24 protein-coding genes are annotated in these 13104 nt (G+C 65.7%); 18 read left to right on the forward strand and 6 right to left on the reverse strand.

The genetic code is table 11. From position 1 onward, the window contains the following. The first annotated feature begins 13 nt into the window (after window positions 1-13). The 14 genes from ACU4E7_RS04130 to ACU4E7_RS04195 all read left to right on the forward strand — a co-directional run bounded on the left by ACU4E7_RS04130 (window position 14) and on the right by ACU4E7_RS04195 (window position 8070). The gene (locus ACU4E7_RS04130) at window positions 14-238 is read left to right on the forward strand and encodes a 4Fe-4S binding protein (protein WP_238123414.1); all 225 of its coding nucleotides are present in this window, start codon (window positions 14-16) and stop codon (window positions 236-238) included. Between the two features lie 11 nt (window positions 239-249). After that, a complete protein-coding gene (locus ACU4E7_RS04135; protein WP_447020728.1) occupies window positions 250-567 on the forward strand; it encodes a HesB/IscA family protein in 318 nt (105 codons plus the stop codon). Between the two features lie 34 nt (window positions 568-601). After that, window positions 602-1153, forward strand: coding sequence for a hypothetical protein (locus ACU4E7_RS04140; protein WP_238123412.1), 552 nt, complete (start codon window positions 602-604; stop codon window positions 1151-1153). Continuing rightward, entirely contained in the window at window positions 1146-1919 is a 774-nt protein-coding gene (locus tag ACU4E7_RS04145; protein WP_238123411.1) for a 4Fe4S-binding leucine-rich repeat protein, read from the forward strand. Before ACU4E7_RS04140 ends, ACU4E7_RS04145 begins: the two co-directional genes overlap by 8 nt. Next, on the forward strand, window positions 1916-2233 hold the full coding sequence (locus ACU4E7_RS04150; RefSeq protein ID WP_238123410.1) for a nitrogen fixation protein NifZ: 318 nt from the start codon (window positions 1916-1918) through the stop codon (window positions 2231-2233). Before ACU4E7_RS04145 ends, ACU4E7_RS04150 begins: the two co-directional genes overlap by 4 nt. Then, window positions 2233-2472 (forward strand): nitrogen fixation protein NifZ, encoded by a 240-nt coding sequence (locus tag ACU4E7_RS04155; RefSeq protein ID WP_238123456.1) that lies wholly within the window; start codon window positions 2233-2235, stop codon window positions 2470-2472. Before ACU4E7_RS04150 ends, ACU4E7_RS04155 begins: the two co-directional genes overlap by 1 nt. A 43-nt stretch (window positions 2473-2515) precedes the next feature. Beyond that, window positions 2516-2845, forward strand: coding sequence for a DUF3024 domain-containing protein (locus tag ACU4E7_RS04160; RefSeq protein ID WP_238123409.1), 330 nt, complete (start codon window positions 2516-2518; stop codon window positions 2843-2845). An 80-nt stretch (window positions 2846-2925) separates the two neighbouring features. Next, window positions 2926-3186 (forward strand): DUF6129 family protein, encoded by a 261-nt coding sequence (locus ACU4E7_RS04165; RefSeq protein WP_238123408.1) that lies wholly within the window; start codon window positions 2926-2928, stop codon window positions 3184-3186. A gap of 5 nt (window positions 3187-3191) precedes the next feature. Next, window positions 3192-4391 (forward strand): DegT/DnrJ/EryC1/StrS family aminotransferase, encoded by a 1200-nt coding sequence (locus tag ACU4E7_RS04170; protein WP_447020729.1) that lies wholly within the window; start codon window positions 3192-3194, stop codon window positions 4389-4391. 47 nt (window positions 4392-4438) lie between these two features. Further along, window positions 4439-4756: a ferredoxin gene (locus ACU4E7_RS04175; protein WP_447020730.1), complete on the forward strand. Its 318-nt coding sequence runs from the start codon at window positions 4439-4441 to the stop codon at window positions 4754-4756. Between the two features lie 602 nt (window positions 4757-5358). After that, window positions 5359-5583, forward strand: coding sequence for a hypothetical protein (locus ACU4E7_RS04180; protein ID WP_238123404.1), 225 nt, complete (start codon window positions 5359-5361; stop codon window positions 5581-5583). A 211-nt stretch (window positions 5584-5794) separates the two neighbouring features. After that, a complete protein-coding gene (locus tag ACU4E7_RS04185) occupies window positions 5795-6565 on the forward strand; it encodes a 4Fe4S-binding leucine-rich repeat protein (protein ID WP_447020731.1) in 771 nt (256 codons plus the stop codon). A 174-nt stretch (window positions 6566-6739) separates the two neighbouring features. Next, window positions 6740-7507: a dienelactone hydrolase family protein gene (locus tag ACU4E7_RS04190; RefSeq protein WP_447020732.1), complete on the forward strand. Its 768-nt coding sequence runs from the start codon at window positions 6740-6742 to the stop codon at window positions 7505-7507. Window positions 7508-7737: 230 nt separating this feature from the next. Continuing rightward, window positions 7738-8070, forward strand: a complete 333-nt coding sequence (locus ACU4E7_RS04195; RefSeq protein WP_447020733.1) for a hypothetical protein — start codon at window positions 7738-7740, stop codon at window positions 8068-8070. Between the two features lie 51 nt (window positions 8071-8121). Here ACU4E7_RS04195 and ACU4E7_RS04200 read toward each other — a convergent pair whose 3' ends face one another. Continuing rightward, on the reverse strand, window positions 8122-8601 hold the full coding sequence (locus tag ACU4E7_RS04200; protein ID WP_447020734.1) for a hypothetical protein: 480 nt from the start codon (window positions 8599-8601) through the stop codon (window positions 8122-8124). Window positions 8602-8832: 231 nt separating this feature from the next. On the opposite strand from ACU4E7_RS04200, the gene ACU4E7_RS04205 reads away from it, so the two are divergent. Further along, the gene (locus ACU4E7_RS04205) at window positions 8833-9072 is read left to right on the forward strand and encodes a hypothetical protein (RefSeq protein WP_238123455.1); all 240 of its coding nucleotides are present in this window, start codon (window positions 8833-8835) and stop codon (window positions 9070-9072) included. 128 nt (window positions 9073-9200) lie between these two features. Further along, window positions 9201-9440, forward strand: a complete 240-nt coding sequence (locus ACU4E7_RS04210; RefSeq protein WP_238123397.1) for a hypothetical protein — start codon at window positions 9201-9203, stop codon at window positions 9438-9440. Window positions 9441-9479: 39 nt separating this feature from the next. Here ACU4E7_RS04210 and ACU4E7_RS04215 read toward each other — a convergent pair whose 3' ends face one another. The 4 genes from ACU4E7_RS04215 to ACU4E7_RS04230 all read right to left on the reverse strand — a co-directional run bounded on the left by ACU4E7_RS04215 (window position 9480) and on the right by ACU4E7_RS04230 (window position 11048). Further along, the gene (locus tag ACU4E7_RS04215; protein WP_238123395.1) at window positions 9480-9914 is read right to left on the reverse strand and encodes a group II truncated hemoglobin; all 435 of its coding nucleotides are present in this window, start codon (window positions 9912-9914) and stop codon (window positions 9480-9482) included. A 67-nt stretch (window positions 9915-9981) separates the two neighbouring features. Continuing rightward, on the reverse strand, window positions 9982-10149 hold the full coding sequence (locus ACU4E7_RS04220) for a hypothetical protein (RefSeq protein ID WP_238123394.1): 168 nt from the start codon (window positions 10147-10149) through the stop codon (window positions 9982-9984). 21 nt (window positions 10150-10170) lie between these two features. Next, window positions 10171-10509: a DUF6156 family protein gene (locus ACU4E7_RS04225; protein WP_447020735.1), complete on the reverse strand. Its 339-nt coding sequence runs from the start codon at window positions 10507-10509 to the stop codon at window positions 10171-10173. 59 nt (window positions 10510-10568) lie between these two features. After that, window positions 10569-11048, reverse strand: coding sequence for a Rieske (2Fe-2S) protein (locus ACU4E7_RS04230; protein ID WP_447020736.1), 480 nt, complete (start codon window positions 11046-11048; stop codon window positions 10569-10571). A gap of 212 nt (window positions 11049-11260) precedes the next feature. On the opposite strand from ACU4E7_RS04230, the gene ACU4E7_RS04235 reads away from it, so the two are divergent. Further along, the gene (locus tag ACU4E7_RS04235) at window positions 11261-11911 is read left to right on the forward strand and encodes a glutathione S-transferase family protein (RefSeq protein ID WP_238123454.1); all 651 of its coding nucleotides are present in this window, start codon (window positions 11261-11263) and stop codon (window positions 11909-11911) included. Window positions 11912-11961: 50 nt separating this feature from the next. After that, entirely contained in the window at window positions 11962-12246 is a 285-nt protein-coding gene (locus ACU4E7_RS04240; protein WP_238123391.1) for an aldehyde dehydrogenase, read from the forward strand. Between the two features lie 186 nt (window positions 12247-12432). Here ACU4E7_RS04240 and ACU4E7_RS04245 read toward each other — a convergent pair whose 3' ends face one another. Next, a complete protein-coding gene (locus tag ACU4E7_RS04245; protein ID WP_447020737.1) occupies window positions 12433-12834 on the reverse strand; it encodes a DUF59 domain-containing protein in 402 nt (133 codons plus the stop codon). Window positions 12835-13104 lie beyond the last annotated feature (270 nt).

Raw genomic sequence — 13104 nt, forward strand, 5'->3', positions numbered from 1 at the left:
AGAGGACCCAGCCATGGCGCTGAAGATCGTCGCCTCGCAATGCACCAGTTGCTCCGCCTGCGAGCCCGAATGCCCGAACGTGGCCATTTTCGAGAAGAACGGCACCTTTGTCATCGACCCCAAGAAATGCACCGAGTGCATCGGCCATTTCGATGCGCCGCAGTGCGCTGCCGTCTGCCCGGTGGACGACACCTGCATCATCGACACCTCCTATCCCCGCTATCAGCCGCCCGCGTAGGACCTGCGACCATGAATTTCACCCTCACTCCGGCCGCCAAGAAGTTCATTCGCCTGATGATCATGGCCGATGGCGGCCCGGGGGCCGGCTTCCGCCTGGCGGTGTCGCCGGGCGGCTGCTCCGGCCTCAATGCGGACATCTCCGTGCTGCCGCAGCCCACGCCGGGTGATGCCGTGGTGGAGCGTGAAGGCATCAAATTCTTCCTGCCCGCGGAGAGCCGGCTTCTGCTGGAGGGCGTGACGGTGGACTTCACCGACACCGCCGCCAAGACCGGCCTGGTGTTCCACGATCCCAAGGCCACCGGTACCTGCTCGTCCCACGCCCATTGAGCGCGGGAGCGATGGCCAGCGGGGATGAGCACGGATGACGACGGCCCATCTGGACGACGATTCCGACACGCTCACCCCCGAGGCGCTGATGGCCAGCGCCGTGATGGGCGGCGGCCTGCCGGCCGACGCCCAGGATCACCTCTGGGAGGCCGGCCTCGCCTACCAGCAGGACGAGGTGGCGGAGCGCCATCTGCGGGCGGCGGAGGCCATCGCCCCCGGCCACGCGGCGGTGCTCATCGGCCTCTACCGGTTCTACTTCTACAAGGGCCGGCTGCGGGAATGCCTGGAGATCGCCCGGCAGTGTCTCGCCAAGGCCCAGCGGGAGACCAACCTGCCCGCCGACTGGCGGGAGGTGCGGCCGGGCGATGCGGAGTTCGACCGCTTCGACCGGCTGATGCCGCGCTTCTTCATGTTCACCCTCAAGGGCTACGCCTATCTCAACATGCGCCTGGGGGAACTGGAGGAAGGACGACAGGCGGCGGAAAAGCTGCTGCAGCTCGACCCCAGCGACAAGATCGGGGCGCGATTGCTGATCGATGTGTTGGACCGGGCGGAAGCCGCCCGAGCGGAGCAGGACGATGACTGACGACATCGACGAGGCGAAGGACTGGCGCGGCGAGGACATCGACTGCGCAAACTGCGCCCATGGCGACCTGCTCGCGCAGGGCCGATGCCGCCTGAAGCACGCCTGCGTGCATGACCGCTACGCCCGGCGCATCGACCGTTTCTTCAACTGGAACCCGGCGCTGGCCAACGGCTATGTCCGGCATCCCCATTTCGAGGTGCGCGCCATCGCCGCCAAGCACGCGGATGTGTTTGTGCTGCCGCCGCTACTGGACGACCCGGAAGAGACGGTGCGCTGGAACGCCGCCCGCCGGCTGCCGAAACGCCTGATCCTGCGGCTGCGCCAGGATCCGCACCGCGAGGTGCGCATCCGCATCGTCTCCCTGCTGGAGGATGCCGACCTCATCCCCATGCTCGCCGACGCCGATTACTACGTGCGTCTGGTGGTGGCCCGCCGGGTGGCTCCGCCGCTGCTGTCCCGCCTCGTCACCGACGAGGAAGCGGAGGTGCGCAAGGTTGTGGCCCAGCGCCTGCCGGCGGAATGGCTGCCGGCGATGATCAATGACCCAGTCGCCACCGTGCGGCTGGAGGTGGTGCAGCGGCTGCCCGTCGACCTGCTCTCCAGCCTGATCCGCGATCCCGACTGGCGGGTGCGCTACGAGGTGGCAGGGCGCATCGCCGTCGACCAGCTCGGCGCGCTCTTGGAAGATGCTGACGATTTCGTTCGAGAGATGGCGCGTTCCCGCCACGAGGGTGGGCCGCAGCTTTTGAAGGAGATGCCGCGATGAGCAATATTGTCCGCGACAGCGATGTGGTGGAAATCTCCGAGCCACCATACTTCTCCTTTGGCGAGAAGGTGAAGGCCAAGCGCGTCATCCGCAACGACGGCACATATGCCGGCAAGGAGATTGGTGAGGTCCTCGCCCGCAAGGGGGAGATCGGATACGTGGTCTCCATCGGCACCTTCCTGCAGCAATTCTATATCTACGGCGTCGAATTCACCGAGAGCGGCAATCGCGTCGGAATGAAGCGCAAGGAACTCGAGCCCGCCTCGCCGCGGGAAGAAGAAGACATCCCCCTGCCCGGAGTGCCCAGCGCATGATGTTCGAGCCACGGATGCCCAAATACGACTGGGGCATGAAGGTGAAGACTCTCATCGAACTCCACAACGACGGCTCCTATCCCGACGCGCCGGCCGAGGCGCTGCTGGTGGGCCTCGGCGCAGTGGGGGAGATCGTCCAGGTTGGTACCCATACCGAGAGCAATACGCCGATCTACCTGGTGGAGTTCAACGAACGCCTGGTGATCGGCTGCCTCGAAGAGGAGATCGAGCCGGCCTGAGCGGTGCGGCACGGCGACCGGTCACAGACGAAGAGACAGCCCCATGGCGCCGCCGGCCCACCCCAATGAATTCGACCGCAAACGGATCGAGCGGGCCATCCGCCAGCGCCGCCGCTACCGCTATGTGGAGCCGAAGGTGGTGGGCGCCGACCACGGATACCGCATCGAGAGCGCGTGCTGCTCGCGCAACGTGGATCCCGATGGCGGCGTCGTCGACATCGCTCTGGTTCTGCACGATGCCGACAGTGGGAATTGGCATCTTTTTCGCAAGAACCACGGCGCGGACACGTGGGAGCTGGACAGCATCCATCCCCGTCTCCCGCCCCTCCTGGATCTCCTCAACGAGGACCAGGACCGCAAATTCTGGCAGTAGCCGCCGGCGCTGCCACACCGGGCCACCAGCGGCCGACACCCGCGGCGGCCCGGCGATCCGTGTGCACTGGAGTTGAAGCCATGGCTGTGAGCGAAACCGAACTGTCGGAAATCGAGGAGGTGCTCGCGGCGCCGGATCTTGCCCCCGCAGCGGTCAGCGCGCTGCGCCAGCGCTTTCCCAAGCTGTCGTGGACCCAGTGCGATGCCTCCGACGTGGGCGAGACGCCGTTCCGGACCTTCCCGCTGTTCGACCTGCACCTGCTCGACACCGCTGACCACTGCGCGCAGATCACCGCCGATCCGACGCGTGCCACCGGCATCATTCTCGCCAAGCGGAGCTGAGTGTCATGATCGAGCCGGACCTTGTCGCAGACCCGACGGACGACCTGGACGACGGCGCGGAAGCGACGCTCATTCCCTTGTCCGACCCCGACATCACCGTAGGTGAGCTGGAGGCTGTCGCGGCCGCGCTGCAGGCGCCCCGGCTGTCCAGCGGCCCCACGGTCGAGACCTTCGAGGCCGCGTTCGCCGATTATCTCAGCCGCAAATATGCCATCGCCGTTCCCAGCGGCACCATGGGTCTGCTCATGACCCTGCAGGCCTATGGCATTGGGCCCGGGGACGAGGTGATCGCCTCCCCCTATTCCTTCCGCGAGACGGTGCATGCGATCAGCCTCGCCGGAGCCCGGCCGGTGTTCGCCGACATCGACTATTGGGCGGGCACGCTGGTGCCGGAGAAGGCCGAGGCGCGGATTACCGAGAAGACCCGTGCCATTGTCGCCGGCAACACCAACGGCCATCCGGCGGCCTGGACCGGCCTGCAGGAGGTGGCCACCCGCCACCGGCTGCACCTCATCGAGGATTCCACCGAGGCCATCGGCTCGCGCTACAAGGACGCGCTGGTCGGCACGTTCGGCGACACCGCGGTGTTCGACTTCTCCCAGCCCTCGCCCCTCACCTGCGGCGAGGGCGGCATGGTGGTGACCGACGACATCGACATCGCGGTGGCGTTGCGGCGCTATCGCAGCCATCGGCTCGACGAGCGCTCGTCGGTGGTGGTGAGCATGACCGCACCCTACCAGGCGGCCATGAGCGACGTGACCGCGGCCCTCGGCCTCGCCCAGCTCAACCGGCTGGAGGAGATCCTGGAGCGGCGCCGCTATGTGGAGCATCTCTATTACAAATACGTCCAGTCCTTCGAGGGCATCAAGGATCCGTTCATCGGCCCCGACGTCACCGAGGTGAACTGGTTCTTGTACGCCGTGCACCTCGGCACCCGCTTTTCCAAATCGAGCCGCGACGCCATCGTCGACGACCTCAAGGTGGAAAAGGTGGAATCCGCCGCCTACAGCACGCCGCTCCATCTTCAGCGTCATTATTTCGACCTCGGCTATCGCCGGGGCGATTATCTCGTCACGGAAAAGGTCGCGGATCGGGCCATCGCCCTGCCGTTCCACACCCACCTCACCGAAGACGAAATCGAGTTCATCGTCGCAACGATGAAGGATGCCTCCATCAACGTGGGGGCGGGCTCCGCCATCTACTAGGCATCCTCAACATCCAAGCAAAAATCTGGAAATGACAGGAGCATTTGATGTCCTCGGTGACGATTAAGATTCTCCCCGCCGGCAAGACCGTGGAGGCGACCGAAGGTTCGAACTTGTTCGAGGTACTCACGGCCCTCGAGCCCCGCCTCGCCGATCGGCAGAAGAGCGACAAGGACGGCAGCTTCGGCCACGTCTTCATTCAGGAAGGCCGCAAGGGCCTGTCCAAGACCTCCCGCGAGGAGAATGAAAAGCTCGACGCCATCGTCGGTGTCGGCTCCAAGTCCCGTCTGGCCGACATGGTCACGGTGCTCGGCACCGAAAATGTGACGGTGGAGCTGCTCGGGTTCGACTACGCCGGCCTGTGAGTCTCTTCCGGCCGGCGCGGCTCGCCTGCGCCGGCCTTCTTTTCAAGCCGGACACACCGCGCCGCACTTTTCGGCGCGTAGGGTGTTTTTATTTTTCATCAATGCATATAACTTGATTTTAATCAAATTTATTCTTGATCTTTGCGCCTCACATCCGGATAATTACGGATAGTCAAAGGGCGAATGGCATGAAGCGCACGCTCCCCTGTGCGCAATCCAGCCACCACCTCGCGACGCTGAAGCCGCTCCGCGCGCTGTGTTGTGGCGCAGGCGGCAGCGATGCCAGATACGTCTTGCGCAGGCATTGAGGATGTCTTGTGAAGGGATGGTCATCGGGAAGTCGATGCAGGCGCGGCGCGCGCTCCACGGACGGACAAAGAGCGTCAACCGCTATCCGAGCGTCAGGCTTGTCCAAATTGAAACATGCGCGCGGTTAGCGCGCTGATCCAGCAGCGGCGCCGACCAGCAGATCGCTCCGCAGATTGACGAGAACTTACGCGCAGCGGACACACGACCACGCGCGGAACCACTCACCGGAAGAGCCGCACCACATTTGGCCGGTGATACACATCAGGCAACTCACGCGCACCAGGAGATTTCAGATGGACGATCAGAAAATCCTCATCCACGCCCGCTTCTCTCCGAACGGCTCCGTCGTCGAGATCAGTGAACGCCCGACCAGCCTGACTGCTCAGGAATGGTTCGACTACCTCGCCAACCATGCCGGCACCACCTATCAGGCTCTCGCCGGTGGTCGTGGCATCTACCGCCTGGCGGCTGCGCAGCTCGCGGATTTCAAGGCCCCCTTCGACTCGAAGGCCGCGTGATCGCGCTTTTTCTGTCTAAGGCGTGATGGCGGTCGCGACAATTGGGGGGAATACGTAGGCCCTCCGTGCGCGGCCGCCACCGCATCGGGCGAGGCCCCAGCATCCACCGCGGCTCTGCGTCGGATGCAGCCCGGCCGACCTCACAGCGGCCCTGGGCCGCCCCTGTTCAAGCCCCCACATCCTCGCTAGCCTTTCGGCACGGAGGACGCACATGGAGGAGCAGAGCGAAGCGCGAAACGAAGCCCTGGATTGGCAAGGCCGGCCGCTGCGCTGCCAGGACTGCCCCCATGAAGACATTCACGCGGAAGGCCGGTGTGACCTGGGCGCGGTCTGCGTGGCCGATCGGCGCAGCCGGCGCATCGAGAACTTCTTTCGCCGCAACGAGGCTCTGGCGGAGCGTTACTTGCGGCATCCCTATTTCGAGGTCCGTGTTCTCGCCGCGCGCCATGCCAGCCTGTTCGCACTGCCGGCGTTGCTGAACGACCCCGAGCCCGACGTTCGCGCGGTCCTGGCGGAACGCCTCCCCCTCAGCCGGGTGCGGCCCCTGCGCCGCGACCCCGATCCGCAGGTCCGGGCCGTGCTGGCCCGTCGGCTGGAGGGCCCGGAGCTTACCACCCTGCTCCAGGATCCCGATTATGGGGTGCGCATGGTGGCTGCCCGTCGTGTCGCGCCCGATGCGCTCGTCCTTTTGGTGCATGATCGCGAGGTCGAGGTCCGGCGCATTGCGGCGCGCCACGCGCCAGACCACCTGCTGCTGCGCTTCGTCGGGGACGAAGATGCGCTGGTGCGGCTGGAGGTGGCCCGGCGTCTTGCCCCCAACCACCTGCACCTGCTGCACGACGACCGCGACATGCGGGTTCGCCACGCCGTCGCCGAACGCCTGCCCCTGTCCGAACTGGCGGCGCTTCGCGACGATCCCGTCGACGAGATCGCCGAACTGGTGCGGGCACGGCTCTCGGCATCGGCACGCGACGGACTGTAATTACGGCCCAAGGCCAGACCTCAAAGCGCCGCAAAAGATATTGCATCAATATAATAAAATCTTCGATCATAGAATACGATCATTATTGGCCCTCTTTCTGCATCCCCACAAGTGTCGAGTGGCGGAACGAGCGAACCTGCCCCTCTCAGAAGACGCTCGAGAAGTGAGGATGCCATGATCGAATTGAGCACAGGCGACAATCAGGTCTTTTCCGCTTATCGGGCCGATCCCGAAGGCGCCCCGCGCGGCGCGGTCGTCGTTCTCCAGGATGTCTTCGGCGTGACCGCGGATATCCGCAAGCTGGCCGATGGCTTCGCCGCCGCCGGCTATGTGGCGGTCGCCCCGGCCCTGTTCGACAAGGTGAAGGCGAGCACGGAGCTCGATTGTTCCGACGATGGCGAGAGCGCCGGTCGTGGCCTGGTGGCGGAAGTGGGCACGGAATGGCCGCTTTCCGCCATTCAGGCCACGGTGGATTCCGTGCAGGACGCGGGCAAGGTGGCGGTGGTCGGCTTTTCCTGGGGCGGCTACCTCGCCTATCACGCCGCCAACCGGGTGCGCGGCCTGGCCTGCGCCATCGGCTATTACGCGGGCGGCATTCTCGACGGCTCGCGGGAAAAGCGGCGGGTGCCCACCCTGCTCCATTTCGCGGAGCATGACGCCTATCTGCCCGAGGAGGACATCGTCCAGTTTCGCGCCGCCCGGCCGGATGTCTCGGCGTTCCTTTACCCTGGCGCGAGTCACGGCTTTTCCTGCGCGGCCAGCGCCACTTACGATGCCAGCGCGGCGCAGGCCGCGCAGGAGCGCACGCTGTTCTGGATCTCCCAGTACGTGGTCGGCCAAGGGCCCGTTCTGCTGAAGAATGCCGGCGCCTATGCCCAGGCGAAGACCGACAAGAAGGGCCGCAAGCAGGCCGACAGCGACATGGGTCCACCCGACGCTTGAGGCGTCATGGGTCCACCCGACGCCTGAGGCGCCATGCCGGCTGGGGCGCAGGCGCTGCCCCAGCTGGCGGTTGTAAGCGCACGTCGCCCTGCTATCCTGTCGGACACGCGACACCGAACACGGGTTTTGGGCGATTTTCTGCGGGCACAGGCCGGCATGACTGCCGGACAACTGCGGCTGCGGAGATCTTTTCCGGCCGCGTCGCGCCCCTCCCGGCAATGAGGTCCGCCATGAGTGTGATCACCCATGATTTCGGCGGCGACAAGCGACGCGCCACCCGCCGCTTTCGCACCCTGCTCAAGCTGGACGCGCTGCATGAGGCCAATATCGAGGCCAACCCCCTGCCCTATCTGGAACGGGCCAGCGAGCGGATCTTTCAACTGGAGCGCACCATCTTCGAGGCGCTCCTCGCCGCGCGACCACCGGACCCCGCACCGCCGCAGGACCCCCATGCGGCGTTCGTAACCATTGATGCGGCGGAATATGAAAGGCTGCGCGCCTGCGTGGCGCTGCTCGAGGCGGCCCATGCGGAGCTGGAAAACCCCGACGACGACGGCGAGTGACAGGCCCGGGGTCGCCCCGGGCCCGTCAGGGGCGGCCTTATGGGCGCGCCGTTATTGCACCGCCGGCGGCGTCCATTGATAGAGATCGCCCCATCCGCTGGCCGCATGCACCTCATGGGTGAAGCCCAGGCTGCCCAGGGCGTGCACCAGGCCCTGCTGCTCGCCAGCCTTGACGCTGGCCAAAACCGCCACCTTCTGCTGCTGCAACCCCGCCATGAGCTGGGCAAACAGATCGCCGCCGCGCACGTCCGGGGCCAGCGCCACATAGGACACATGGATCGCCGGATTGTTGCGCAGGCCCCACTCCAGATCATCGCGCCGGGCGAGCAGGGCCGCCACGATGCCCTTCTCGTCGTCCACCGCCACCGGCGTCAACCCGGAGGTGCAGCAGGCCATCAATTCCGACAGTATGCTCTCCTGCGCACGCTCATCCTCAAGGGCAAAAGGCACATCCGCCGAGATCTGCCGCAACAATCCCCACAGGCCCTGCACGTCGTCCATGCCGGCCATGCGCTGTGTCAATTCAGCCATCTGAATCTCCAGTAGATTATAATATTGTTCTATTATACTTGAATTTCTCTCCCTCAAAAATAGATGAAGAAAATATTCGCAAAATACGATCTCGCCGCACCCGCGGGGCGACCGGCCGCGCCGGAGGCCGGGGGCGCGCGTTTTGGCAAGAACCTTTTGGCAAGAACCTTGCTGGGACAACCAGACCCCGGGACCACGCCCCGGGCGCATGTTCGGAGATCACGCATGTCCATGACTGAGGGCTTTTTCGTCGATTGGGATGGCAACATCCGCAGCACCAACGACCCCGGTGGCGGCTACCTGTGCGAAACCGACAGGGTGGCCCGCTATGTGGCGGTGACCACCAAGACCGGGACGCTGGTGCACGAAGGCACCTTCTACAAGAGCTTGGGCGACGTGGAAAAAGCCGGCATCAAGGCGTCCCTGGTGCCGGGCTCCCATCCCTGGGGCACCAAGGAAGACGGCTTCTGAGGCGCGGTGCCCCGTGCGCTGCCGATGGCCCCGCTGCGCTGGCGTTCCCCCTGCCGCCGGCGCATGCTCAATGGCGGATGCGCCGGCCTCACAGCGGCCGCGCGTCCACCCCTGCTGAGAGGTGATCGATGCTCCCGACGACCATTCTCATCGACGAAGCGCCCCGTTGCGTGGTGCGGCCGAACGACATGAAGGCGCTCAACCGCTTTATCAAGAACGCAAAACCCTATCTCCTGGCGGACAATCCCGATGGCAAGATCACCCATCGGGGGGCGCTGGAGGACGAGGCTGCGCGATGGCAGGCGGGCTTTGCCCTGCACAAAGCCTGGGGTGGAGAGGACGAGGATTATTTCGGCGTCCCGCTTTAGCGCCCCGCCGGCGGGCTCAGCCCCCGGCGAACGCCGGTGTCACGGATGGGCGTGATGGCCCCGGGTATCATGCGGATTGTCGGCCGTGTTGCGCATCCAGTCGGCGAGCTTCGCCATGGCGCCGAACAGCTCGTCGCGGGCGGTGGCATCGGCGATGGTCTCATCAAGGGCCCCGCGCATGCATAGGAGCCAAGCGTCCCGCTCCGCGGCGCCGATGGGAATGCGCATGTGGCGTTGGCGCAGGCGCGGATGGCCTTTCTCCGGCGAATAGAGCTTCGGCCCGCCGGTCCATTCGGAGAGATAGCGCTTCAGCACCCGCTTGGTCTCGCCCAGATCCGGCGCATGCATGCCGCGTATGTCCTGCGCTTCCGGCAGACGGTCCATGCGCGCGTAGAAGGCTTCGACCAGGCGGTCGATGGCCACGTCACCGCCCATGCGCGCGTACATGGTCTGGGTCTCAACGACGTCGGACATGTCATCCCTCGACTTCACACGGTCCACACCCGCCCGCATGGCAGCCGCACCACCGGCGGGCGCCGGATCATTCGTCCATGTTCGGCAGCAAAATTACTTCCGCCGGGGCGCCGGCCCCCTGCTCCTCGACGAACTCCAGCCCGCTCACCAGCGACAGGCCGCCATCGGCCTCCATCAGCACCACGGCCTCGGGCGGCATCTTGCCCAGAGCGTCCAGCAGCTGCGCAACCGTCATCCGCCCCTCCTCGTTCCGCCGTCAGGCCTGCGCCACCGGCGCGCCCTGCGGATCGAAGCACAGCACCACCGGATCCTCGTCCACCATGGTCACCTCCGCACGGCGGAGCTGGCCATTGTCGTGGTAGCTGTAGCGGTGGGCCAGTTCGATCTCGCCATACACCATCTTGTCGAAGCCCGTGAGGCCGCCGGCCGCGTCAAAATAGGCGCGGATGAAGGTGTTGCGATGGTTCAGCTGCGCTTCGGGAATGTGTTCCACCAGCTTGAAGGGCATCTTCACGCCGGTATAGGTCACATAATAGGCGCACCGCTCCGCCTGCTCGGCCGCCGGCTGCGGCGCGCCGGTCTCCAGAGAATCCATGTGTGCTGCACTGCCTCCCAGCCAGACGGGGGCGGGAAACCACCCGTGGCGCCTCCCCCTCAATCGGGGGAGATCATGATTTCCATGGTGTCGTCGAGATCGTCGTAGGGGAAAGGGCGTGCCTCCTCCTCCACCAGCTCCACGCCGCACAGGCAGACATCGCCGCCCACCACCGCCAAAGCGATGGGCTCAAGGTGCTGGTCCTTGCACGGCCCCTCGGTGCACAGCCCGCTTTCGATGTCGAACAGGGCGCCGTGCCGGCCACACCGCAGCTGCGTGCCGTCCTTGTTGAAGAACTCGCCGCCGCCGATGTTCAGCCAGGTGCCCTGGTGGGGGCAGGCGTTCACGAAGCCCACGGCCTCTTTCGCTCCTGTGCGGATGACGACAATGCGGAACGGCCGCGCCTCGCCTTCGGCGCCGACCCGGGAAAGATTGAAGGCCTTCGCCTCACCCGGATCGATGTCGTCGATCTCGCAGATGGCGTAAACCTCGATCTCTTCGCCGGCCGCTCCTTCAGCCGCAGTCCCTTCAGCCGTCATGGCTCATCACCTTCCAAGCGGACGCGCAACGGCGGCACCGAGACGCCCCGGCGTTTGCGCCACAAGACCTGTCGCGATTGGCACATTCCTGTCGGATTTACTCCCGGCGGATGGCGCCAATACAGAATTGACCCGATATTTGCATGAACCATGCCGGGCTTCGGCCTTATCGATCGCGAGCAGGCAAGGACCGCGGCAGCAGCATGGCCAACATGAAATTCTACATGACCCCCGGATCGTGCTCGACAGCGATCCATATCGTGCTCGAAGAGCTTGAAGAGGTGTTCGAGGCGCACATCGTCAACCTCCCGGCGGGCGATCATTTCAAGGCCGATTATGTGGCCATCAACCCCAAGTCCACCATTCCCGCCCTGGTACGGCCCGATGGCAGCGTGCTCACCGACATGCTGGCCATCGCCTTCTGGCTGGCGCGCAGCCGCCCCCGCGCGGGGCTGTGGCCGGCGGAGCTGGAGGCGGAGACCCGCGCGCTGGAAACCATGGCCTATGTGGTGAATACCGTGCACGGCCAGGGCTTCGCCCGCATCTTCGCCACCCCCTCCTTCGCCGGCACTGCCAGCGACCAGGACAAGGTAAAGAGCCTCGGCCGGGACATCGTCACCCAGGGCTTCGGCATTCTCGACAAGGTGCTGGAGGGGCGCCCCTATATTGCCGACACCTTCTCCGTGGCCGACCCCATCCTGTTCTACGTGGAGTTCTGGGCCGACAAGACCCATGTGCCCCTGCCCCCCAATCTCGCCGCCCATTACCGGCGCATGCTGGAGCGCCACACGGTGCAGCAGGTGCTGCGGGAGGAAGGCTACAACGTGGCACTGCTGGGCGGCGCGGCGCGTGTCCTCAACTGAGCCCCGCGACCCCACGCGGGGTCACGCGGCCGCAATCGGGAAGCTGAACCATGCCTGAAATGCTGCTGGTGGACGAAGCCAATCGCGATGACCTGTCGCGCAAGGCCGGGCTGTTCCTCTACACGCAGACCCGCCTGTGGCTCGACAATGGCGAGGTGCACCGCGCCGACGGCCCCGCCCTTCTCTCCCCTGACGGGGTCGAGCGCTGGTATCTGCATGGCCAGGAAGTCACGCGCGCGGTGAAGGATTTCTTCGCGGCGCAAAGCTGGCCCCTCGGCACCGGCCTCGACACCTGCGAAAAGCGGGCGACCTTCGCCCAACACTTCGGCGCCTGAAACCGCGCACGGGCTGCGGGCGGCTCCTGCCGCTCCCACCCGGTCGGCCATCCGCGGAGCACGGCCCCCGCCCTCTCACCGACACGCACAGTCAATGCACCGACGACGCCACCCGACGGCACAGCAACCGCGCACGGAACCTGGGACACGGGACCCAGCCCCCCGATCGGGGGGCGGCCCCTCAGGTCACAGCAGGCCCAGCTCCAGCTGGACTTCTTCCGACATGCGGGACTTGTCCCATGGCGGATCGAACACGAGATTCATCTTCACCTCGCTAACCCCCGCCACCACGTCGACCGCCTGCTGCACCCAGCCCATCATGGTGCCGGCCACGGGGCAGCCGGGCGCGGTGAGCGTCATGTCGATCTCCACCACGCCGTCCGGCTTCAAGTCGATACGATAGACCAGCCCCAGGTCATAGATGTTCACCGGGATTTCGGGATCGTTCACCGTGCGCAAGGCCGCGACGATCCCTTCGAGCAGCGCCGCATCCTGCGGCGCGAATTCGGCATAGGAGGTCTCGGCCCCGTCCCGATAGAGCGAGGGCGCCGAAGGGGCGTCGAAGCCGTAATCCATGTTCTCCGTCATCTGCCAGTCGCCTCCAGCAACCTCACCGGCACGGGCCATCGGCACCGGGCCGAGCCGCCTCGCCTTCGGGGCGCGGCAACGCAGGCGCCAGTACCCCTCGGCTAAGGCCGTGCCGCGCCCGCCCTCGGCGACGCGCGGCAGATTGAAAATCCCGCCCCCGGATCTGATATGGGTCGCTCCCCCGCATTCGGCGAGGGTGCGATCGGGCCCGTCCTCCATGCTCCGGAAATGCCGGATCCGCCCCACCAGGCACCTCCGTCGGGGCCCTCC

This window comes from Xanthobacter sp. ZOL 2024 (assembly GCF_052932325.1).